This is a genomic window from Polaribacter sp. IC066 (assembly GCF_007997085.1).
In the GTDB taxonomy this organism is placed as follows: domain Bacteria; phylum Bacteroidota; class Bacteroidia; order Flavobacteriales; family Flavobacteriaceae; genus Polaribacter.
Genome location: NZ_VORR01000027.1, coordinates 1 through 21995 on the forward strand (window position 1 = coordinate 1; position 21995 = coordinate 21995).

Sequence of the window (21995 nt, forward strand, 5' to 3'; positions counted from 1 at the left end):
ATTGCTTTAAACTTACTGAAAAATGAAAACTCTAAAAAACTATCTGTAAAAAGTAAAAGGCTTGAAGCTGGATGGAATGAAGACTATTTGCTCAAAATATTAAATATAAAAGTATGATTCTGCCCTGACTGTCACATCGAGTGATTTTGCTTTTTCGCAAAATTGTATCGAGATGCTTTTTGTTATGATCGAGATAATTTTGTTATTAGCTTGGAGGATGAAGTACATTTTATACAATGTCTTTGATAAAAAATTCCTGAAAAAATAAATTTTGAGCAAACGGATAGCAGGTCTTTTTACCGCTACTAGTTGCGCACTGTCAAATCGAGTGATTTTGCTTTTTCGCAAAATTGTATCGAGATGTTTTTTGTTATGAGCGAAATAGTTTTGTTATAAGTTTAGACGATGAGGTACATTTTACACAATGTCTTTGATAAAAAATTCCTAAAAAAATAAATTTTCAGCAAACAGATAGCAGCTATTCTTATAGCTACTAGTTGCGCACTGTCACATCGAGTGATTTTGTTTTTTCGCAAAATTGTATCGAGATGTTTTTTTTTATTAAAAGACTTAATAACGAAAAGTTAACTTTATAAAGCCGTAAAAGAATTAACCTCAAAAATTTTTTTTGACTATGTCGAAAAACACTGTTATCTCATTCAATTTTTTTTAAAGGTTCTAATTTACAAACGCTCGAAAAATTTTTATCAGGAAAGAATTATTCAAATCTAAAATTATGTTTAAACGACCTTTAACTATAAAACGTTGTTTAAGTACTTGTTAGAAAGCATCACCAAGTATCCTTAAAAAAGAGAATAATTTATGTACAAAGTATCATCTTTTAAATGATAAAACTTCTTTAACAAGTTTAGCCCTGATTGAAACGGCATCCTTTTTGTTTTTCACAAAAAGATATAGTTGAAAGCAGGAAATAGCTTCAAAAAAGAAAATTTCTAAATTCCTAAAATCATTTTTGCAATCATAAAATAAATTAGAATTCCGAAAATATCGTTTGAGGTTGTTATAAATGGTCCTGTTGCAATTGCAGGGTCTATACCTCGTTTATTTAAAAATAAAGGTACAAACGTACCAATTAAACCCGCAACAATGATCACAATTACTAAAGACGCCGAAATAGCCAAAGCTGTGTTTATTTTACCTTCATAAGCCCACACAAAAAAGAATAGAAAAAGGGCTAAAATAAAGCCATTTAAAGCCGCTAAAAGCATTTCTTTAATCAATCTTTTATAGACACTACCTTTTATGTCGTCGTTGGCTAAACCTTGCACAATAATTGCGGATGATTGCACGCCAACATTACCTGCCATGGCAGCAATTAGGGGTGTAAAAAAGAATAAAACGGCATTTTCTTCAAAAGTATTTTCAAAAAGACCCATAATTAAAAAAGCACCAACACCGCCAAGTAAGCCTAAAAATAACCAAGGTAAGCGGGCTTTTGTAAGCGCTAGAATACTATCGTCAGAATCTACATCTTGTGTTAAACCAGCAGCCATTTGGTAATCTTTTTCTGCTTCTTCTTTTAAAACATCTACAATATCATCAATGGTAATTCTACCCAATAATACGTTTTGATCATTTACAACAGGTATGGCCTCTAAATCGTATTTTGCCATGATTCTTGCAACTTCATAATCGTTTTCGTACACGTTTACAGCATCTACAGTCGCTTTAGAAATATCGGCAATTTGCTGGTCAGATTTTGCAATAATTAAATCTTTTAAAGACAAACGGCCAACCAATTTATCTTCTTTATCTACCACATAAATAGAGTGCACTCGGGTTACTTCTTTTGCTTGGCCTCTAATTCTGCGCATACAGCCGGCAACGGTCCAAGTTTCATATACTTTTACGAGTTCTTTTGCCATTAAGGCGCCTGCTGTATTATCTGCATAAGACAATAATTCTTTTATATCGGCAGCTAACTCTAGATCTTCAAGTGCGTTAATAACACGTATTTGTCTTTCTTCAGAAAGTTCGCCAATAATATCTGCGGCATCATCAGAATCCATTTCACCAACTTCGTTTGCAATTTCTTTTGCAGATAAGTTTTCAAGGATTTTTTCACGCGTAACTTCATCGATCTCTGTTAAAATTTCAGATGTTTTTTCGCTGTCTAAAAGTTTGATAATATAAATTGCCTCATCAAAATCTACTTCATCTAAAAGTTCTGCAATATCTGCAAAATGCACTTCAGAAAATAATGTTGTTATCTCTGTATGCTTATTAGAAATGATTAGTTCAGAAAGGTGGTCTAAAAATTTATCGGTAATTTCAAATACCATTCGCTGCTAATTTTTGAGTGAGTACAATAAACTCTTTAACTGATAATTGTTCTGGTCTTTTCGCAAAGATGGGTTCTTCTTTTAAAGAATCTGATAGGTTAAAAGACTTTAAACTAGAACGCAGCATTTTTCTACGTTGATTAAAAGCGGTTTTAACCACTCTAAAAAACAACTTTTCATCTACAGGAAGCGAGTAATCTTTTTTTCTGATGAATCGTATTACGCCAGAATCTACCTTTGGAGGCGGATCAAAAACGGTTGGTGGTACTGTAAACAAATACTCAACATCAAAAAAAGCTTGCGTTAAAACAGATAGAATTCCGTATACTTTAGAGCCTTCTTTTTCTGCAATTCTTTTGGCAACTTCTTTTTGAAACATCCCTGCAAATTCTGGTACAAATTCTCTATTTTCTATGGCTTTAAAAACAATTTGAGTAGAAATATTATATGGAAAATTGCCAATAATGGCTACTTGCTTTTTTGGGAAAATTTCTTGAATTTCTTTCTTTAAAAAATCGCCTTCTATAATTTCAAATTTTTCTTTGGATGTATTTAAGTTGAGCTGTTCTATCGGGAAAACGTCTCTTAAATACGCTACCGACTCGCGGTCTAATTCCATGACCGTGATTTTTGGTTTTTTTTGCAGTAAATACTTGGTTAAAACGCCCATTCCTGGACCAATTTCCAAGACATCATCGTACCCTGTTTCTGTTAAGGCATCTGCAATATCTTTTGCAATGCTTTCATCTTTTAAAAAATGCTGACCTAAATGTTTTTTTGCTTTTACAGACACATGTGTTCTTTTTAATCTTCTGAAACAAATATACAGGTATTGTCGGCATAATTATTGGTGAATGGCCTTTTAAATCAACCAAAATGTGTAAAAAAATTCTCTTCATTACGCTCTTTTTATTCAGCTTTAGCAGCATTTCGTTTTCTCAAGAAGGAAAATTAGACAAAGGAAAAAAGAGTTTAAAAGACCAAAAATCAACTGGGAATATTGGAAAAAGGACTTCTAAAACTACAAGTTCTAACAATAATGATATTCAAATTGAAAACCCTCTTGCAAGAATTTTGTGGTTTGCTGCTGCCTATACGGCTTATGGGTTGGCTATAGAATCTCCTTGGGAGTTTAACGGCAACATGCATGATGCAGAAATTTCTAATTATCCTTACAAAGAGCAACGTTATGGTAATTTTATTTATACAGATTCCATGAATTATAAGATTAGCAGATTTGATGTTACGAACAATTTTGTAAGAGAAAACAGCAATTTATATGGCAACAATTTGGGCGTTAATTTTCGTTTTTTAAAACGTTTTGCTTTGGATGTTGATTATCTGTATTTATCGGAAAACGTAAATAATACAACCGATAATTTTTCGTTGTATTCAGCTCTTATAAATTATTACAGAATAAGAACACAAAGGTTTGAAGCTTGGTTTGGTTTGGGAATAATGCATGTTGGTAGCGATGTTGATAAAACTGGTTTTGGTTTGGGTTTTGGTGCAGAATTATTTGTGGCAAAACCAATTAGTATCGATTTTTCTCATAAATGGACGAGCATTAATCAGCAAGAAGTGCATAAAACGAAAGTGCTTTTAAAATATCATATAAAGAATTATCATATTTCATCTGGTTATGAACATTTTAAAATTGGTGTTTCTAAAATTGATGCTTTTTCTATTGGGTTGGGTGCTAGTTTTTAGGATAGAAGTTATGTACTTAAAAGTATTTTGAGAATTTTAGTTTACCGAATGTCAGTGAGAACTTGCCGAAGACTTTCTTTTGTATTTTGAAAAGTTTATAGAGCTATTTTTATTTTAAACTGTGTTTAAGATTTAGATTTTAAAATTCTTTATTGCTAAAGTCGAAAAGACAATTTATGCAACGAATGTCGGTTAGAGCATTTCGAAGAGTTTAAGTCTCTGGCAATGGTTCGGCTATAAAAAAATGATTTTCATAAAATTTAGTACATTTTTAGCATCAATCTTTTATAGAAAAATAAATCAATAAAACACCAAAGCCTAATCCGCAAAGAATACCACCATAAGTTTCATGCGGTTCTGTTCCGTAAAATAGATATCCCATAAGAGCACCTGAAATTAATAATAGAATCCCTAAAACTAGCACTAAATTTCTATTTCGATAAAAGAATCTTTTCATTTTAATCGCTCACATTTGTAGGATAAAATTCCTTGATTATTCTTAACTCTGTTCTAAAAGCTAGCATTTTACTGCCGAATTTTTTGAGACTTTCTGCTTTTAATTTATCAGCATCTTCTTTGTAGTAAGCTTCTAAATCTTCTTTAGAATTTGCAGTATACTGAATGGAATAGGTTTTGCCGCCCATATCTTCTTCAACCAAAACTTCTGTGAATTTTGCAGAGATAAATTTGCCGGTGTTTAAAACATCAGGAATATGCGTTTCCATAAAAGTTAACCATTCTTCATGAACCGTTTCATCAATGTTTATTGTTACGTTGTATATGTACATTTGTTTAGTTGTTGGTGATTAGTGGTTCGTTTTTATTTGCAATGCTGGTTTTAATATCTTTGGATAAACAATAGACCAAAAACAAATAACCAGAAACTATATAGTATCTCCTCTCAATTTTCTAAATTTTTTTCTAGCCTCTACCAAATAAATACTAGAAGGAAGTTCAAAAATTATTTTCTGATAATATTCTTGTGCTTTTTCGATGTTGTTTAAATTATAATGATACATTTCTGCCATCATAAAATACACATCATCCGTTAAAATACCTTGATTATCAGCAGCAATAATTTTTTCTAAACTTACAATAGCTTCTTCATATTTTCTCAACTTACTGTATAGTTTTGCCTGCAAAAACAAGACATCATCATAAATAACTTCACCCGGAATTAAGCCATTCATAAAAATGTCTTTGGATGTAAACAAATCAGAAATTTCTTGTAGAGCTTTCTCGTTTTTATTTTGATACGCAAAAAGTTCTGCCTTTGCCAACTGTTTTAAACCAGACGGAATAGAATCTACCGGTTCATTGTCTGTAATTCTTAAAAATAAATCTACGGCGTCATTTGCAATTAACTGGGTTGTAGAGCCTTTTAATACCTTTAATTGTGCTTTTGCCCAAGTAAAATCGCCTTTAAAATAACTAGTTTGGGCAACTTTAAAACGGGCTTGTTGCGCTAATTCGTGGTTTTTTAATTGTGTTTGAATTTGAGAAAAATAAATTAATGCTTTGTTAAACATTCCTCTAAAAACCAAGACATCGCCCAGTTTCAATTTTATTCTTGCTTCGTCAAATTTAGACGATGAATAGCTGATTGCTTCCTCTAAAACAGCAGTTGCTTGTTCGGGTTCATTTTTAGAAAAGGTTAAAAAATCTGCATATTCAACGAGTATCTCTATGGTTTGTGTGTTTTTTCCAAATTGCGTAAATAAGGATTGAAATAAGTTTTCAGTTTCGGGGTTTTCAGTAACTACTGCAATTTTTGCCAAATATAAATTAGCTTCAATTTTTTCTTCTATTAAGAATGATTTTTCAGCAACAAAATCAAAACATTGTTGCGCTGTTTCGTAGCCTTTATTTTCAAACGCTAATGTACCCAAACTAAAAATTTCTGATACGTCTGTAGGATTTCTTTGATACAAAGCTTTTTCTTGAATCAACGCTTTCCCATATTCTTTTTGTTGCGAAAAAAACCAACTTAATAAGATGTTCCATTCATCTTTTGGGTTACTCGCCGCCTTTCTTAAAAGGGTCTTTCTAAATAAAATATTGGTTTCACTTTCTGCATCATCCGTTATGTATTTGCTTGTATAGCGTTGAATTAGGTTTAGGTAACTACTGTTTTTATCAAGTAAATTAATATACGATTCAAACATTTCCTTAAAATCGCCTTTTTCTCCGTAAATCTGTGCTATTTGGAAATTATAGTTGGCATTATCATTCTTTTCCATGGCTTTTTCATAAGATAAAATCGCATAATCAAGCAAATTATACTCTTTAAAAAGACGGCCGATAATGCCGGCATATGACTCATTTTTATCCAAAGAATTTATAGCTTTATCGTAATAAATTATGGCTTGTTCCTTTAACTGTTGACGGTCATAATTATAGCCTAAAAAAATATTTAAATACGTTTGATTAGGACTTTTTTGAAGCTTCTTTTTTAATAAATCTTCAGCAATTTTAAAGTCATTTGTTTCTTGGTAACAACTAATTAATCGATTTAAGTAAGAAGTATTAAAAGGACTTTTATCATACAATTTCTTATAAATTTGAGTCGCTTTTTCATACTCTCCTTCTCTATAGTAGGTTTCTGCTAAAAAAAAAGTATTCTGATCTTCTTCTTCTTGACTAAAAGTAAAGGTGCTGTAAATCAGAAATATAAGTACAATAAGTTTTTTCATAAGATTCAAAGATACTTAACAAAAATGTTAAAATTTTATTAAACCAAGCTTATTTGAAGCATTTCTTTGTAACATTTTGGCATGGATATTGTCTAAAGAGTAAATAATCAATTAAAATCATAAAATGATCGACTTAACCAACAAATACGAAATCGCGAAACAAAGTTCTATGATGTTTATGCAAAACGGCCAAATAAGTGCTTATTTACAGGCGCTTTTAGAAATGAATAAATACAAACGATTAATGATTGCGGTGGTTTCAAATTAATCAGCAGGTTTATAGTTTTCCATAAGCAGTTATTAACTGATGAAAAACACTTTTAAAATTAATTTTATCTATATTTAAAAAGTGTATTTCTTGATAATTATCGGCTAAAAACCATCAACCAAAAACCATCAACTAGATAGTATCAAATCCGCAATACGGAACTAAAACATCAGGTATTTTAATGCCATCTGCTGTTTGATAGTTTTCTAGAATCCCTGCTAAAACTCTTGGTAGCGCTAAAGAACTTCCGTTTAAAGTATGTGCAAATTCACTTTTGCCTTCTTTATTTTTAAAACGAAGTTTTAATCTATTGGCTTGAAACGTTTCAAAGTTAGAGGCAGAACTAATTTCTAACCAACGATCTTGAGCCGTAGAAAATAATTCAAAATCGAATGTTAACGCTGCTGTAAAACCAGTATCGCCGCCACACAATCTTAAAATTCGATAGGGTAATTTTAATTCTCTTAAAATGTTTTTGATGTGTGCTACCATTCCGTCTAAAGCTTCATAAGAAGTATCAGGATGCTCAATGCGTACAATTTCTACTTTGTCAAATTGATGCAATCTGTTTAAGCCACGCACATGCGCACCATAACTTCCTGCTTCTCTTCTAAAACAAGGCGTATAGCCCGTACAACAAATAGGAAATTCTGATTCTTGCATTAAATTGCCACGAAACATATTGGTAATCGGCACTTCTGCAGTAGGTATTAAATACAAATCATCTTCATTAGAATGATACATTTGCCCTTCTTTGTCCGGCAATTGCCCTGTTGCAGTGGCAGATTCGGCATTTACCAGATGAGGAACTTGCACTTCTGTATACCCCGCTTCAATATTCTTATCTAAAAAATAATTGATGAGCGCACGTTGCAATCTTGCCCCTTTACCTTTGTAAACCGGAAAACCAGCACCCGCAATTTTAGTTCCTAATTCGAAATCTATAATGTCGTATTTTTTTGCTAATTCCCAGTGAGGAAGTGCATTTTCTCCTAAATCGGGAATGACTCCTTCGCTAAAAATGTTTTCATTATCTTCTACAGATTTTCCTGCTTTTACAGAAGCGTGAGGAATATTCGGAATTTGATATAAAAGTGACTGTAATTCATCTGCAAAACCAAGTAAATTTTCAGAAAGTTCTTTAGCTTTTTCTTTTAACTGCCCTGTTTTTTCTTTTAGAATATTGGCTTTTTGTATTTCACCTGATTTGAAAAAACCTCCAATTTCTTTAGACATTTTATTAGATTCAGCCAAGGTAGTATCTAGCTCAACTTGAGTAGCTCTCCTGTTTTCATCAGCCGTTAAAACGTGTTCAATAATTGTTTCAGCATTTGCAAAATTACGTTTTGCCAATCCTTCTAAAACGGTGCTTTTATTTTCTCTAATAAACTGTACTTGTAACATTTTCTGTAAGAATTATGAAATGCAAATATATAATTTGTGAAATAATTCCGACATGAATTCACGAATTAAATAAGCTCATCTTAATCTTCCCAAAGGGAAGAAACATTCTTGTGTATTTCATCTTTGTGTAAAGGTTATTTTACACATAAATAATAGCGTAAAACTACAAACTTAATTCTTTTAAATGTTATGGAAAGAGTCAACCTAAAAGTTAGCTCAATAGTATTTCCTTAGAGTTTATAATGAGCTTAGTCGGAATAGGGAATTAAAGTGCCTTTTTTGGACGTTACCCAAAGGGTCAGGCTAGAGTTTATCTTGAGCGAAGTCGAAAGGCACTCGTTTTTTTGTAGAAAAACAAAAAAGAACTCAAACATCAGCCTGTCTTGAGCTTGACGAAAGGCTCAATCCTTAACGCAGATTCCTAGACTAACGAAAGAAATTATTTTAAATACAAAGACCTCACGGGTTTTTAAAACCTGTGAGGTCTTTTTTAGATTTTGTAAATTGTGAAAATGCCTTCCTGACGTTGTTTTGTGACAATGAAATCTTGTCCATCAAAAACCCCCTAAAGCTCTATGTTTTTGATTTCCGCGAAAATAATAGATGCCAGCAGATAATGGTTTGCGTTTTTTAAAATTAACAGAAGAAAATTGTTCTTGTTTTAAAAGCAACTTTGCTTTTATGTATTGAGAAAGAATGTTCCTTTTATTTAGATATTTAATGATCGTATTATCTAGTTCAAATACATCGATTTTTAGATGTTAAGCATTTTATATTTTTCAGTTTTTAAAGCTGTATCTATGCGCTTTTTTTGTATTGAAGTAAGTTTATTTTTATCGACAGCATGTAAAATACCATAACCTTCTTTTGTCAAAAGATAGTCAATCAATTCATCTAAATTTAAAAAGTTAGTTTTTTTAGGTTCTCTTCGTTTTCTATTTTGATTGTCGTCATAATCAATTGTTTTATGAATCAAATATAGCAAAAATTAATCTAAATTTTTAGCAATGTAATCTCTAGCAATTTCCTCATCTTTTTTAAGCTGATGCACCAAGGAATCGATCGAATCGAATTTATGTTCGTCACGTAAAAAGTACATAAGTTCAACGGTCAAATTCTTATTGTATAGATCTTGATTAAAATCAAAGAAATGAACTTCTATCGTTTGGTAGTTTCCGTCTACAGTTGGTCTGCTTCCAATGTTCATCATCCCAAAAATTATTTTTTTATCAATTGCAGATTTTACAACATAAACGCCCGTTTTAGGAATTAGTTTGTAGGTTTCTTTAATATCAATATTTGCTGTTGGGTAGCCAATTTTACCACCTAATTTTTTGCCATTTACTACTGTACCATTCAGCATAAAATTATATCCTAAATAGTTGTTGGCGGTTTTAAGGTTGCCGGCATGCAAAGCACGTCTAACTTTTGTAGAACTTATAGAAACACTATCGATGTCTTGTGCAGGAATTTCTTCAACGTTAAAACTATATACGTGGCTATACTCTGTGAGTTGTGTAATATTTCCTTCTCTATTTTTGCCAAAATGATGATCATAGCCAATAATCAATTTGGATATATTTAATTGATTTACCAAAATATCTCTCACAAATTCTAGTGCAGACATTCTAGAGAACTCCTTACTAAAAGGATGTATAATTAAATAATCTAACCCTGTTTTTTCTAATAAAGCAGCGCGTTCATCAATAGTATTAATCAATTCTAAAGAATTATCTTTTTGAAGTACCATTCTAGGATGCGGAAAGAAAGTAAGTACTACCGATTTTTTGTTTGCTTTTTTAGCTTCAGAAACTAACTTTTCTATAATTTGTTGATGCCCGTAATGAACGCCATCAAAAGTACCTATGGTTACAAACGTTTGCTCTGAAGAAGAAAAATTAGAAGTATTTTTTATTATTTCCAAAAAAAATAAATTTTAAAGTACAAATGTACAATTTGTTCGTTTTAAATTATATTTAAAAGTGCTGTAAATTTAAGTAAGAAATGTCACGGATAAATCAAAAAAAGATACTGTGTGCATCAAAAAAGAGAATTAATTTAAAAGCAAAGTGGAAAAATAAAAATGATACCAAAAAATAAAATCAGTTAAAACCACTTTAAATACTAGAAATTATGTAATATGTAAAAAACTTTTTAGATGAAAAAAACGATACTTTATATACTTTTAATAGTAGCACTATTTATTACAGGTGCTGTTTGGTATGCAGCCAATAGCAATAACTACAAAAGAGAGGGGAGTTTTAAAATTTCTAAAAACAAGTTTCCAATTCAGATTCATAGAGATGAAAACGGAATTGCTTACGTAATTGCAGAAAATAAAGAAGACGTCATTAGAGGTCAAGCTTTTGTATTAGCGCAAGATCGTCTTTTTCAAATTGAATTTTACAGGGCTATTATAAAAGGAGAAGCTGCAAGTTTGCTTGGCAATTCTATGTTGCAATCTGATATTAAAATGCAGGTGCTTAATTTGGTTGGCAATGCTAAAAAAAGTTACCCATATTTAGATAAAGAAACAAAAGAAATGCTGACTTGGTATTGCGAAGGTTTTAATGAATATTTAAAAGTAGGTAAAGACGAATTCCCGATTGAATTAAGTCTATTAGGCATAAAACCAAAACCTTTAACACCAGAAGAAATTGTTTCGATTACGCATTTTATAGGGCTATTTCACAGTCAGAATTTAGAGGATGAGGTGTTAAGTTTAAATCTTGCTGCTAGCACAGATAAAGCCCTAGAACTTTTACCTCTTTCTATTAATTTAGATAGAACTAAAAAATTAAGTTTTACTACAGATTCCGTTTCAATGGGTTCTTTAAATAGGAACGACAATAGTTTTAAAGCTTTACCAACGCCTTTTTTATCGTATCCAAAATTAGGATCTAACAATTGGGCAATTTCAGGAAAAAAATCAAAATCAGGAAAACCTATTTTATCAAATGATCCTCACGTAGATGCTAGGATGCTTCCTGGTACTTTTTATCCTATTGGTTTAATGTGTCCAGAATTTAAAGCAGTAGGTATTGCAACACCAGGAATACCAGGATTACTATCTGGCCGAAATGAATTTGTTTCTTTTGGTGTTACAAATGCGTATGGCGATAGTCAAGACTTATTTATTGAGGAAACTGAAGGCAAATTTTATAGGTATAAAGATAAAAAAACACCTTTTGAAAAACGTAAAATAATCATTAAAGTAAAAGATAGTTTAGATGTTGCGTTAGAAATTAGAGCAACAAAAAACGGTCCAGTCATTTCAGATTTTGCGGTGTTTAATATTTTAACAGATGATGTGGTAAGTTTAAGATGGTCTTTAGCAGAAACTAAAAGTAATTCTATTGGTTTTGATCGCTTGTTAGAAACCAAAAATGTAGCAGAATTTAGAGACGGATTAAAAGGAATGGACAATATGTTTTTTAATTATGCCATAGCAGATGTTCATGGCAGTATTGCACATCAATCTACAGGTTTGGTTCCGATAAGAAAAAATAATGGTGGTGAAGTGCCAACAAAAGGAAACGAAGACGATACTTGGTTAGGCTTTATTCCTAAAGAGGAATTACCAAATATGGTAAACCCAGAAAGAGGATGGATTGGGACAGCAAATCACGATACGCGCCCAGATGAGTATCCGTATTATTATTCAAATCATTTTTCGCCGTACTATCGATACCAAAGAATCACAGAAATATTATCAGAAAACAAAAAATTTGCAGCAGACGATTTATGGACTATGATTTTTGATGTGAAAAATATGCAAGCCGAATTGTTTACACCAGTATTTATAGCTGCTTTGGCAGAAAAGGAAGAAACAAAAGAGTTGGCAACTATTTTAGCAGCATGGACGTATCAAGAAGATATTAATTCAATAGGTGCTTCTGTTTATAACGTGTTATACAACGAACTATTATATCTGGTAATGAATGACGAGCTGCCAGACGATATAGAAGACATGTACTGGGAAAATGTGTATTATTGGAATCAGAAAGTAGATGGTTTTATTGCATCAGAGAATAATTTTATTGATAATATAAACACTCCTGAAAAAGAAACGCTTAAAGATTTGATTGTAGAAGCAGGTATTAAAACACAACAACTTTTAACAGAAAGGTTAGGTGACAATCAAGAAAATTGGACTTGGGGTAAAATTCATACAGTTCGTTTTTTTAGTCCTTTGCGTAAAGAAGGATTTGGAAGTGATTTGTTGGGGGCAGAGGTGTTTGCGAAAGCAGGTTCTAACCAAACGTTGAACAGAGGCGGATTTATAAAAAACAGAGAACGAGAATTTGATACGAGTTGGTTTAGCTCTTTTAGAATGGTAGCAGACATGAATGATGATGAAAAAATGATAGGTATTTTGTCTGGAGGCAGTGCTGCAAGAATTTTTCATCCCTATTACAAATCGCAATTAGAAAAATGGAAAACAGGCGAGTGGATTCCGTATTGGATTTCTAAAGAAAAGGTTTTAGAGCATTCAGAATATGAACTGATTTTAGAATAAAAGACAAAAATTAGATCATTTTAAGGATTATTTATCAATTGTAGGAATCGCGAAAAAATGGTCTTAAAATGTTAAAAAAGAAAAAAAAGTTGTTAAATAATTCATAAATCAAAATTTTTTGTATTTTGCATATAGTTTAACAAACAATTCAAATTATGATAAAACAATTATTATTAGTTGCATTTATAGCTTTTGGTGGTACAACAATGGTGGCACAAACCACAATTACCGGTACAGTTAAAGATGCAAAAACAGGAGAAACACTTCCTGGCGCCAATATTAAAGTTTCTAGAAAAGCTGTGGGTACAACAACAGATTTTGATGGGATTTTTGTTTTAGAGGTTACAGATACCCCTCCATTTACGCTAGAGGTTTCTATGCTAGGGTTTAAAATGGAAGAGGTTCAAATTACAAAGAATAATCAAAAAGTTGACGTTCTTTTAACAGAAAACGAAACTTCTTTAGATGAAATCGTGGTTTCTGCTTCTAGAACACCAGAACGTATTATGGAATCTCCAGTAACCATTGAAAGAATGGATGCTAGAGCCATAAAAAATACATCGGCACCCTCTTTTTATGACGGATTAGAAAATTTAAAAGGAGTAGATGTAAATACGAATAGTTTAACTTTTAAATCTGTAAATACAAGAGGTTTTGCTTCTTTTGGGAATACTCGTTTTATGCAATTAGTAGATGGGATGGACAATTCATCACCAGCATTAAACTTTGCAATTGGTAATTTATTAGGGATGTCTGATTTAGATGTAAACACAGTTGAGCTTTTACCAGGTGCTTCTTCTGCATTGTACGGGGCAAATGCTTTTAATGGTATTCTGTTTATGAATAGTAAGAATCCTTTTGATTATCAAGGGATTAGCGTTTCTTTAAAGGGGGGTATTACAAGTCAAGCAGCTGCTGGGAACAATGAATTTACTGATTTTCAAGTTAGAATGGCACATGCTTTTTCTAATAAGCTTGCGGTAAAAGCAACGCTTGCTGTTTTAGAAGGCGAAGATTGGCATGCAACAGATTATAGAAATACAAATAATGTTTTTGGTAGGGGTTCTGAATTGTCTTCGGGAACTAGAGAATCTGATAATGCTTATAATGGTGTTAATGTATTTGGAGATGAGGTTGCAGTTGATTTAGGCGGAGCAATCGGTAGAGTAAGTAGAACCGGTTATAATGAAAATGACTTAATGGATTATGGCGTAAAAAGCGTTAAATTTGGTGGCTCTTTAAATTACCGCCCTTTTGGAGATGACCGTTTAGAGTTTATTTGGAATTCTAAAGTAGGTACAGGAACTACGCAATGGTTAGGAGGCCAGAAGTATGCTATTAAAAACTTTTTATTACAACAACATAAATTAGAGGTTAAAGGGAAAAACTTTTTTGTAAGAGGATATATGACCTCTGAAAATGCTGGTGATTCTTATAACACGTTGTTCGCAGGAATAAATATTAATAGAACTTGGAGTGGAGATGCAAATTGGTTTGGAGAATATGCAGGAGCGTACCTTACAACAGGCTCTCATGAATCTGCAAGAGCTTTTGCAGATAGAAATCGTTTAGTGCCAGGAACACCAGGTTTTCAAGAAGCTTTTGACACAATTACTTCAGACCCAAGTTTATTAACCGGCGCAAAGTTTAGAGATGAAACTAAATTATATCATGGAGATGCTAATTACAATTTTAGAGATGTTATAGATTTCGCAGAAATACAAGTAGGTGGTTCTATGAGAAGATATTCTTTAAATTCTTTTGGAAATATTTTTACAGATGCAGATGGTCCTATCGATATAGATGAATTTGGTATCTATACGCAAGCTCAAAAGAATTTTTTAGAAGACGATCGTTTAAAAGTTACAGCTTCTATTCGGTATGATAAAGCACAAAATTTTGACGGTAATTTTTCTCCAAGAGTTTCATTTGCCTATGCTGCTGGTGAAGATAAGAATCAAAATTTTAGAGCTTCTTTTCAAACAGGTTTTAGAAATCCAACAACGCAAGATCAATATATTGGTTTAGATGTAGGTCAAGCTATTTTAGTGGGTTCTGCACCCGATAATTTAGATAAAAGTGTAGAATATTTAGGTGCTGATGGATCTACTCAATCTGTAAGCATAAGAGACGCTTATGAAAATTCTTTTGTAGTTGGTAGTAATGGTACTATAGCAGCAGATATAGATTTGGTATCACCAGAAAAAGTGACTGCTTATGAAGTAGGATATCGTGGTATAGTTCCAACAGGTGGTTCTAGAATTATAGTAGATTTAAGTGTGTACTTTAACCAATACGAAGACTTTATAGCAAACAGAGATGTGCAAACACGTGGTACAGATAATGTACTTAAAAATGTTCGAGTATACACAAATACAAATGAAGATATTAGCTCTTACGGAGCCTCAATCGGTTTAAATACAAAAATATTTAAAGGGTTTGATTTAGGTTTAAATTATACCTACGCTAAATTTGAGTTTGATCAAGCTGCTGATCCAAGTTTTGAAGCTGGTTTTAACACACCAGAGCACAAATTGAAATTACAATTTGGTAAAACAGATTTATTTAAAAACTTTGGTTTCAATTTTAATGCAAGATGGCAAGATGAATTTAGATGGGAATCTACATTTGTAGATGGGAATATAGAAGAGAGAATTGTATTAGATGCACAAATTAACTACAGTGTACCTAGCCTTAAATCTATCTTTAAATTAGGGGGCGCAAACTTAACAGGGCAAGAATATTTAAGTGCTCCAGGTGTGGGTGCAATAGGTTCTCAATACTATCTTTCTTGGACAATAAATAACTAACAAATAAGTAAGACATTTTATGAAAAATTATAAATATTTAGGTTTGTTTTTAATATCATTAGGCTTTGTTTCTTGTGATGTTGATAATGAATTAGAAGAAATTGTAGAAGAAACAGTAGTATATTCAGTAGCAAATTCTGGATCTGCAGATTTCTCTAAATTTGTGGCTATAGGAGCCTCTTTTTCTGGAGGAGTAGTAGACGGTACTGTCTTTTTAGCAGGACAACAAAATTCTTTTCCAAAAATGATGGCAAACCAAATGGTTGCTATGGGCGGCGGAGATTTTAATCAACCTTTAGTAAATGATAATATTGGAGGTTTAACATTTGGAGGACAGGTAATTTCAGAGCCAAGGTTGTATTTTAATGGTGCAGGTCCTGTAAGATTAAATGCAACTCCAACAACAGAGGTAACTAGTAAGGTTTCTGGTTCTTTTAATAATTTTGGCATACCAGGAGCAAAAAGTTTTCATATGGTTGCTCCAGGTTATGGAAGCGTACCAGGTGTTATAGCGGGTACAGCAAATCCTTATTTTGCAAGAATGTCTAGTTCAGAAACAGCAACTGTTTTAGGAGATGCAATGGCGCAAGCACCAACTTTTTTTAGCATTTCAGAAATTGGTGGTAATGACGTATTGTCTTTTGCTACTTCTGGCGGATCAGGAACGGTACAAACGACCAATGTGAATCCAGCAACTTATGGAAGCAATGATATTACATCGCCTGCAGTATTTGCAAGTGTAATGAATGGTATGGTTACCGCGTTAACTTCTACAGGTGCAAAAGGAGTTATTGTAACAGTTCCATCAATTGTAAATTTACCTTTCTTTACTACAGTGCCCCATAATCCAGTACCAATGGATGCTGCAACCGCAGGTGCTGTAAACGGAGGTTATGCGGGTTATAATGGCGGAATGCAACAAGCTTTTGCCGCTTTAGCAGGTACAGGTTTATTTACACAAGAAGAGTTAGATAGAAGAACAATATCTTTTGCAGCTGGTCAAAATGCAGTTGTAATTATAGATGAAGATTTAACAGATTTAGGCGCTATTGATTCTGCTTTTGCTGCAATTCCAAAATTTAGACAAGCAACACCAGACGATTTTTTATTGCTAACTAGCTCAGGCTTTATAGGAACAATTGTTGGCGGAAACCCACAATTAATCAACGGTGTTACGGTTCCTTTAGGAGATCAATGGGTATTAACGCCAGAAGAAAAAGCGGCTATTCAAACAGCAACAGATTCATATAATGCAAGTATCATAAGTATTGCAAGTGCAAATAATTTAGCAGTTGCAGATTTAAATGTTATTTTAAATGCTGCTGCGTCTACAGGTATACGATTTGATGCGTTTAATCTTACAACTAGTTTTGTATCTGGTGGTTTGGTGAGTTTAGATGGTATTCACTTAACCACAAGAGGTTATGGTTTAATGGCTAATAAAATTTTAGAAGCAATTGATAACCAATATGGCTCTAACTTTGTAGCCTCTAATAATGTTAATAAAGCAGCAGAGTTAGCGGTTGTTTATTCTCAATCTTTTAGATAGAATACGTTAGATTTATAAAATAAAAAAGGTTGAGAATTTAATTCTCAACCTTTTTTTTATGACCTACTTTTTTAGTTTAAATTAGCATGTTTTTTGCTCTTTTTATTCCTGCTACCAAAACATCTATTTCTTCTTTTGTATTGTAAAAAGAAAAAGAAGCTCTCACCGTTCCTGGTATTTTATAGAAATCCATAATAGGCTGTGCACAATGATGTCCTGTTCTAACAGCAATGCCTAGTTTATCTAAAATAGCACCCATATCATAGGGATGAATTCCATCAATATTAAAGGAAATGACAGCTGTTTTTTTTGCCGATGTTCCGTAAATTTTAAGACCCTCAATTTTTAAAAGCTCTTGCGTTCCGTATTGTAAAAGCTCGTCTTCGTAGGTTGCTATATTGTCAAAACCTACAGAGTTTATGTAATCTAAAGCAGCGCCAAAGGCAATTCCGCCACAAATATTTGGTGTTCCTGCTTCAAATTTATGAGGCAAACCTGCATAGGTTGTTTTTTTAAACGAGACGGTAGCAATCATTTCTCCGCCACCTTGATATGGAGGTAATTTTTCTAGCCACTCTTGCTTTCCGTATAAAAAGCCAACGCCTGTTGGGCCACATAATTTATGTGCGGATGCAACATAAAAATCGGCATTTAGTTTTTGAAGATCTGGTTTTATATGCGGAGTTGCTTGCGCACCATCAATTAAAACAGCAGCACCAATTTTATGAGCAGCTGCTATAATTTCTTCGATAGGATTCAACGTTCCTAAAGCATTAGAAACATGATTACAAAATACTAATTTTGTTTTTTCGTTTAAAAGCTCATGGTAGGTTTCCATATCTAAAGAACCTTCTTCGTTCATCGGAATTACTTTTAAAATTGCGCCTGTTTTTTCGCACAACATTTGCCAAGGTACAATATTTGAATGGTGTTCTAAAGCAGAAACAATAAGCTCGTCTCCCTTATTTAAAAGCGATGTAAAGCCAGATGCAACAATATTTATACTATGTGTAGTTCCTGCTGTTAAAATGATTTCATACGCTTCTTTTGCGTTAAAATGATGTTGCACTTTAATACGGGCTTCTTCATATTTATCGGTAGCTTCTTGGCTTAAGGTATGCACTCCCCTATGAATATTTGAATTGTAATTACTGTAATAATCAACAATGGTATCGATAACAATTTGAGGCGTTTGTGAAGTAGCAGCATTATCAAAATAAACCAAAGGTTTCCCGTGAACCATTCTTTTTAGAATTGGGAAATCAGCACGAATTCTATCAACATTAATCATACAAAACATATTTAAGTGCAAAGATAAACGTTGATTTGTTAAACGAATAAAAAAGACAATATGAATTTCTTATTTTTACATCATCAAACTCTGTTTAACTATGCAAATTTTCAAGAGAATTTTACTTTTAATAGCCGTAATTATTATAATTGCTATTGTTTATAATTATGTAAAGATACGTTTAATGGCAGGCTTTGCTGCAAAGAACACCGTTTCATCAGTTTTTGTAGCGAACAGAACTTTGGCGTTTACAGACACAACAGACACTAATTTTTCTCCTGTTAAGTTCGCAAACAACACAATTAATCGAGATAAAAAAACGGCAACGGCAAGCGCTTTTGGTTTATCAACAAGAAAAGCTTTTTATAGAGAAGGTTTAGGCGGCGTTTTAGCTTTAGAAAAAGAAGATATAAATAGAAAATATCTAGTTCCAAAAAGAGGCATTCCTGATACTATAACTTCTTTTCCATATGGAAATGCCCCACAAAAAGACACTATTTTTACGAATGTAGATTATAAGAAACTAGAGAAAACGTTAGAGGTTTTGTTCGATGCTGAAAATCAAACGAGAGCCGCAGTCGTGGTGTATAAAAACCAGATTATTACAGAACGGTATGCAGACGGTTTTAACCAAGATTCTAAAATTTTAGGTTGGTCTATGGCAAAAAGTATTGTGGGTACTTTATTTGGCGTTTTAGAGCATCAAAATAAAATGAACATTTTTAAGAAAGCACCAATAGAGGAATGGAAAACGGATGAAAGAAAAGATATTACTATTCATAATTTATTACAAATGAACTCTGGTTTAAAGTGGGTAGAGGAGTATAGTAGTGTGACCGATGTGGTAAAAATGTTGTATTTAGATAGCGATATGACCAAGAGACAAATTGAAATGCCAATGGTAGGTAAGCCTAATGAAACTTGGAATTATTCGTCTGGAACTACCAATGTATTATCAGGTATTTTACGTCAGCAATTTAAAACACATCAGGAATATTTAGATTTTTGGTATGCCGAGTTAATTGATAAAATAGGCATGAACTCTATGCTGGTAGAAACAGATTTGGCTGGTAATTATGTGGGCTCGTCATACGCTTGGGCAACTGCTAGAGATTGGTCTAAATTAGGTCTGTTATATTTACATAACGGAACTTGGAACGGAGAAAAGATATTTTCTAAAGATTGGGTTACTTACGCTACTTCACCAACTCCTACTTCTGATGGGTCATACGGTGCTCAAATTCGATTAAATGCTGGGGGTAAATACCCTAATGTACCTAAAAGCATGTATTATTTTAGCGGCTTTCAAGGGCAGAAAGTGTATGTTTTTCCAGAGCAAGATTTGGTTGTTGTTAGAATGGGTTTAAAAGATAACGCAGATGTTGATTTGTTTTTAAGTGAGATTATTGCAGCCATTTAATAGTATGAGATATCATATTTTAGGATGCTGTTGTGATTCATTTCATGCAATGTTAACCTTAAATTTAATCCTGACCAATTAGAGAGATCTGGTTTAGGAGCCTGTAAATAAGAAAAAGAAAAGATGCTGTTTTATGTAACAATAAGTGTTGTAAATGCTTTTAAAATCAAGAAAATAGAATTCAATTGTTTGAGAGGGAAACAAGATATAAGTAATGAATTAGATACTTCATTTGTTTATGTAGTTACAGTAAAATATACATTACATATGAATTCCAAAGGTTATATATGCTTCAAATTTTGTTCATTAAATCGGTTAATTTAGCGGATGATATGATTGATGAAACAATTTTAATCCATAAAAAAATCACTCTAAAATAAGTAATTTTGTATTGTTATATTCATTGTAATTCTTAACCTTTTTCTTTAATCAAACTTAAAGCAACAGCTGCAATTCCTAATCCAATGGTAATATAGGCGTTTGTATTATCTTGTAATTTTATCAAATCTAAATCACCAATTGAAACTTTAGTTTCTGGCACAACCATTGTATAGATTCCGTAGGCTAATAAAATAACACCTGCTACTAGTAATATCGTTTTTATTGTTTTGTTCATAGTTTTCGTTTTTTTAAAGTTACAGTATTTTTAGAACATAAAAAAACCACGCATTTTGCGTGGTTTATATTTTAGAAATAGTTTTGATATCTTATAAGTCAAAACCAATGTTAATGCCTAATTTATTGGCAATTAACTTTGTAATTCTAGATTTTACTTCTGGTATTTTTACACTATCTAAAACTGTATTTGCAAAAGCATACATTAATAAAGCCTTCCCTTCTTTTTCAGGAATTCCTCGCTGTTGCATGTAAAATAGCGCTTCATCATCTAATTGACCAATGGTACAACCATGAGAACATTTTACATCGTCAGCAAAAATTTCTAGTTGAGGTTTTGCATTAATAGTAGCTCTATCACTCACCAAAACATTGTTGTTTTTTTGATAAGCGTTTGTTTTTTGAGCTTCCTTATTTACAATAACTTTCCCATTAAATACACCTGTAGAACGATCATTAAAGATTCCTTTATAATCTTGATGAGATTCGCAATTTGGCTCAATATGATGCACTAACGTATGATGATCTACATGCTGCTTGCCTTCAATAATGGTAATTCCTTTTAAGATAGAATCGATGTGTTCTCCATTTTGATAAAAGTTTAAATTGTTTCTGGTGATGTTGCCACCAAAAGAAAACGTATGTACAGAAACTACACTATGAGACTTTTGATCAATATAGGTATTATCGACCAAAGAAGCATTTAATTTATCATTTTGAATTTTATAAACATCTACCGTTGAGTGTCTTGCTGCAAAAATTTCTGTAACCACATTTGATAGAACGGGATTTGATGTTAAACTTTGATGACGTTCTATAATTTGAACATGCGCATTTTCATCAACCACAATTAAATTACGAGGTTGCGTCATTGTTGCCGCTTCAGAACCTGTTGTAAAGTTGATAATTTGTATTGGTTTTTCTACTTCAACATTTCTAGGAATATGAATATAAGCACCCTCACTTGCAAAAGCGGTATTTAAAGAAGTCAAGTTGTCTTGTTTAGCTACTTTATTAAAGTAGTTTTCAATAACTGCTTTGTATTTGGGTTTTGATAACGCAGAAGACATTAAGCATACATCAATGGCATCGTGTGTTGTTTCGGATAAAAAAGAACTGTATTTACCATCAATAAATACAATCTTGTACGTATCGATGTCGTGAATAAAGTATTTTTTTACGTCTGCGAATTCTACAGAGTTATCTTTATTTAAGAAAATACTAAAGTCGTTTTTTAAAACGCTATTTAAATTGGTGTATTTCCAAGCTTCTAACTTTTTAGTAGGAAAGCCAACTTTTTCAAAATTTTCTAAAGCAGCTGTTCTTATATCGTGAATAGCAGAATTGGTATCTACGTCATTTTCAAAAGCTACGTAAGAGGATACTATTTTTTCTTTTAATTCCATTACAAAA

Annotated in this window: 17 protein-coding genes; 6 read left to right on the forward strand and 11 right to left on the reverse strand. The window is 32.4% G+C overall.

Features of this window, described 5'->3' with window-relative positions; all coding sequences use genetic code 11:
• Positions 1 to 953 precede the first annotated feature (953 nt).
• A complete protein-coding gene (mgtE, locus tag ES044_RS10370; protein WP_147119283.1) occupies positions 954 to 2303 on the reverse strand; it encodes a magnesium transporter in 1350 nt (449 codons plus the stop codon).
• On the reverse strand, positions 2293 to 3096 hold the full coding sequence (gene rsmA, locus ES044_RS10375; protein WP_147119284.1) for a 16S rRNA (adenine(1518)-N(6)/adenine(1519)-N(6))-dimethyltransferase RsmA: 804 nt from the start codon (positions 3094 to 3096) through the stop codon (positions 2293 to 2295). Before rsmA ends, mgtE begins: the two co-directional genes overlap by 11 nt.
• Positions 3097 to 3179: 83 nt before the next feature.
• On the opposite strand from rsmA, the gene ES044_RS10380 reads away from it, so the two are divergent.
• The gene (locus ES044_RS10380) at positions 3180 to 4013 is read left to right on the forward strand and encodes a hypothetical protein (protein WP_147119286.1); all 834 of its coding nucleotides are present in this window, start codon (positions 3180 to 3182) and stop codon (positions 4011 to 4013) included.
• Between the two features lie 277 nt (positions 4014 to 4290).
• Here the strand turns inward: ES044_RS10380 and ES044_RS10385 are convergent, their stop codons facing one another.
• The 3 genes from ES044_RS10385 to ES044_RS10395 form a co-directional block, all read right to left on the reverse strand.
• Positions 4291 to 4470 carry a hypothetical protein gene (locus ES044_RS10385; RefSeq protein WP_147119287.1) on the reverse strand — a complete coding sequence of 60 codons (180 nt, stop codon included), beginning with the start codon at positions 4468 to 4470 and terminating at the stop codon, positions 4291 to 4293.
• A 1-nt stretch (position 4471) separates the two neighbouring features.
• Complete coding sequence (locus tag ES044_RS10390; RefSeq protein ID WP_147119288.1) at positions 4472 to 4801, reverse strand: DUF4286 family protein; 330 nt, start codon at positions 4799 to 4801, stop codon at positions 4472 to 4474.
• Positions 4802 to 4897: 96 nt separating this feature from the next.
• Positions 4898 to 6706: a tetratricopeptide repeat protein gene (locus tag ES044_RS10395; protein WP_147119289.1), complete on the reverse strand. Its 1809-nt coding sequence runs from the start codon at positions 6704 to 6706 to the stop codon at positions 4898 to 4900.
• Positions 6707 to 6830: 124 nt separating this feature from the next.
• Here ES044_RS10395 and ES044_RS18555 point away from each other — a divergent pair, with 124 nt between their 5' ends.
• Complete coding sequence (locus ES044_RS18555; RefSeq protein WP_189663270.1) at positions 6831 to 6974, forward strand: hypothetical protein; 144 nt, start codon at positions 6831 to 6833, stop codon at positions 6972 to 6974.
• Positions 6975 to 7106: 132 nt separating this feature from the next.
• Here ES044_RS18555 and serS read toward each other — a convergent pair whose 3' ends face one another.
• The 3 genes from serS to ES044_RS10410 all read right to left on the reverse strand — a co-directional run bounded on the left by serS (position 7107) and on the right by ES044_RS10410 (position 10302).
• A complete protein-coding gene (gene serS, locus ES044_RS10400) occupies positions 7107 to 8378 on the reverse strand; it encodes a serine--tRNA ligase (protein WP_147119291.1) in 1272 nt (423 codons plus the stop codon).
• A 754-nt stretch (positions 8379 to 9132) separates the two neighbouring features.
• Positions 9133 to 9354, reverse strand: coding sequence for a hypothetical protein (locus ES044_RS10405; protein WP_147119292.1), 222 nt, complete (start codon positions 9352 to 9354; stop codon positions 9133 to 9135).
• Positions 9355 to 9366: 12 nt separating this feature from the next.
• Positions 9367 to 10302: a bifunctional riboflavin kinase/FAD synthetase gene (locus ES044_RS10410; RefSeq protein ID WP_147119293.1), complete on the reverse strand. Its 936-nt coding sequence runs from the start codon at positions 10300 to 10302 to the stop codon at positions 9367 to 9369.
• Between the two features lie 234 nt (positions 10303 to 10536).
• Here ES044_RS10410 and ES044_RS10415 point away from each other — a divergent pair, with 234 nt between their 5' ends.
• The 3 genes from ES044_RS10415 (at position 10537) to ES044_RS10425 (ending at position 17256) form a co-directional block, all read left to right on the forward strand.
• Positions 10537 to 12897, forward strand: a complete 2361-nt coding sequence (locus ES044_RS10415; RefSeq protein ID WP_147119294.1) for a penicillin acylase family protein — start codon at positions 10537 to 10539, stop codon at positions 12895 to 12897.
• A gap of 155 nt (positions 12898 to 13052) precedes the next feature.
• Positions 13053 to 15707 (forward strand): TonB-dependent receptor, encoded by a 2655-nt coding sequence (locus ES044_RS10420; protein ID WP_147119295.1) that lies wholly within the window; start codon positions 13053 to 13055, stop codon positions 15705 to 15707.
• 19 nt (positions 15708 to 15726) lie between these two features.
• A complete protein-coding gene (locus ES044_RS10425; RefSeq protein WP_147119296.1) occupies positions 15727 to 17256 on the forward strand; it encodes a G-D-S-L family lipolytic protein in 1530 nt (509 codons plus the stop codon).
• A 76-nt stretch (positions 17257 to 17332) separates the two neighbouring features.
• Here ES044_RS10425 and ES044_RS10430 read toward each other — a convergent pair whose 3' ends face one another.
• The gene (locus ES044_RS10430) at positions 17333 to 18547 is read right to left on the reverse strand and encodes an aminotransferase class V-fold PLP-dependent enzyme (protein WP_147119297.1); all 1215 of its coding nucleotides are present in this window, start codon (positions 18545 to 18547) and stop codon (positions 17333 to 17335) included.
• A 100-nt stretch (positions 18548 to 18647) separates the two neighbouring features.
• On the opposite strand from ES044_RS10430, the gene ES044_RS10435 reads away from it, so the two are divergent.
• Positions 18648 to 19967, forward strand: coding sequence for a serine hydrolase domain-containing protein (locus tag ES044_RS10435; RefSeq protein ID WP_147119298.1), 1320 nt, complete (start codon positions 18648 to 18650; stop codon positions 19965 to 19967).
• Between the two features lie 412 nt (positions 19968 to 20379).
• On the opposite strand, the gene ES044_RS10440 is transcribed toward ES044_RS10435, so the two are convergent.
• Together ES044_RS10440 and sufD are read right to left on the reverse strand one after the other, a co-directional pair.
• On the reverse strand, positions 20380 to 20583 hold the full coding sequence (locus ES044_RS10440) for a hypothetical protein (RefSeq protein WP_147119299.1): 204 nt from the start codon (positions 20581 to 20583) through the stop codon (positions 20380 to 20382).
• A 91-nt stretch (positions 20584 to 20674) separates the two neighbouring features.
• Complete coding sequence (gene sufD, locus ES044_RS10445; RefSeq protein ID WP_147119300.1) at positions 20675 to 21988, reverse strand: Fe-S cluster assembly protein SufD; 1314 nt, start codon at positions 21986 to 21988, stop codon at positions 20675 to 20677.
• Between the last annotated feature and the right edge of the window lie 7 nt (positions 21989 to 21995).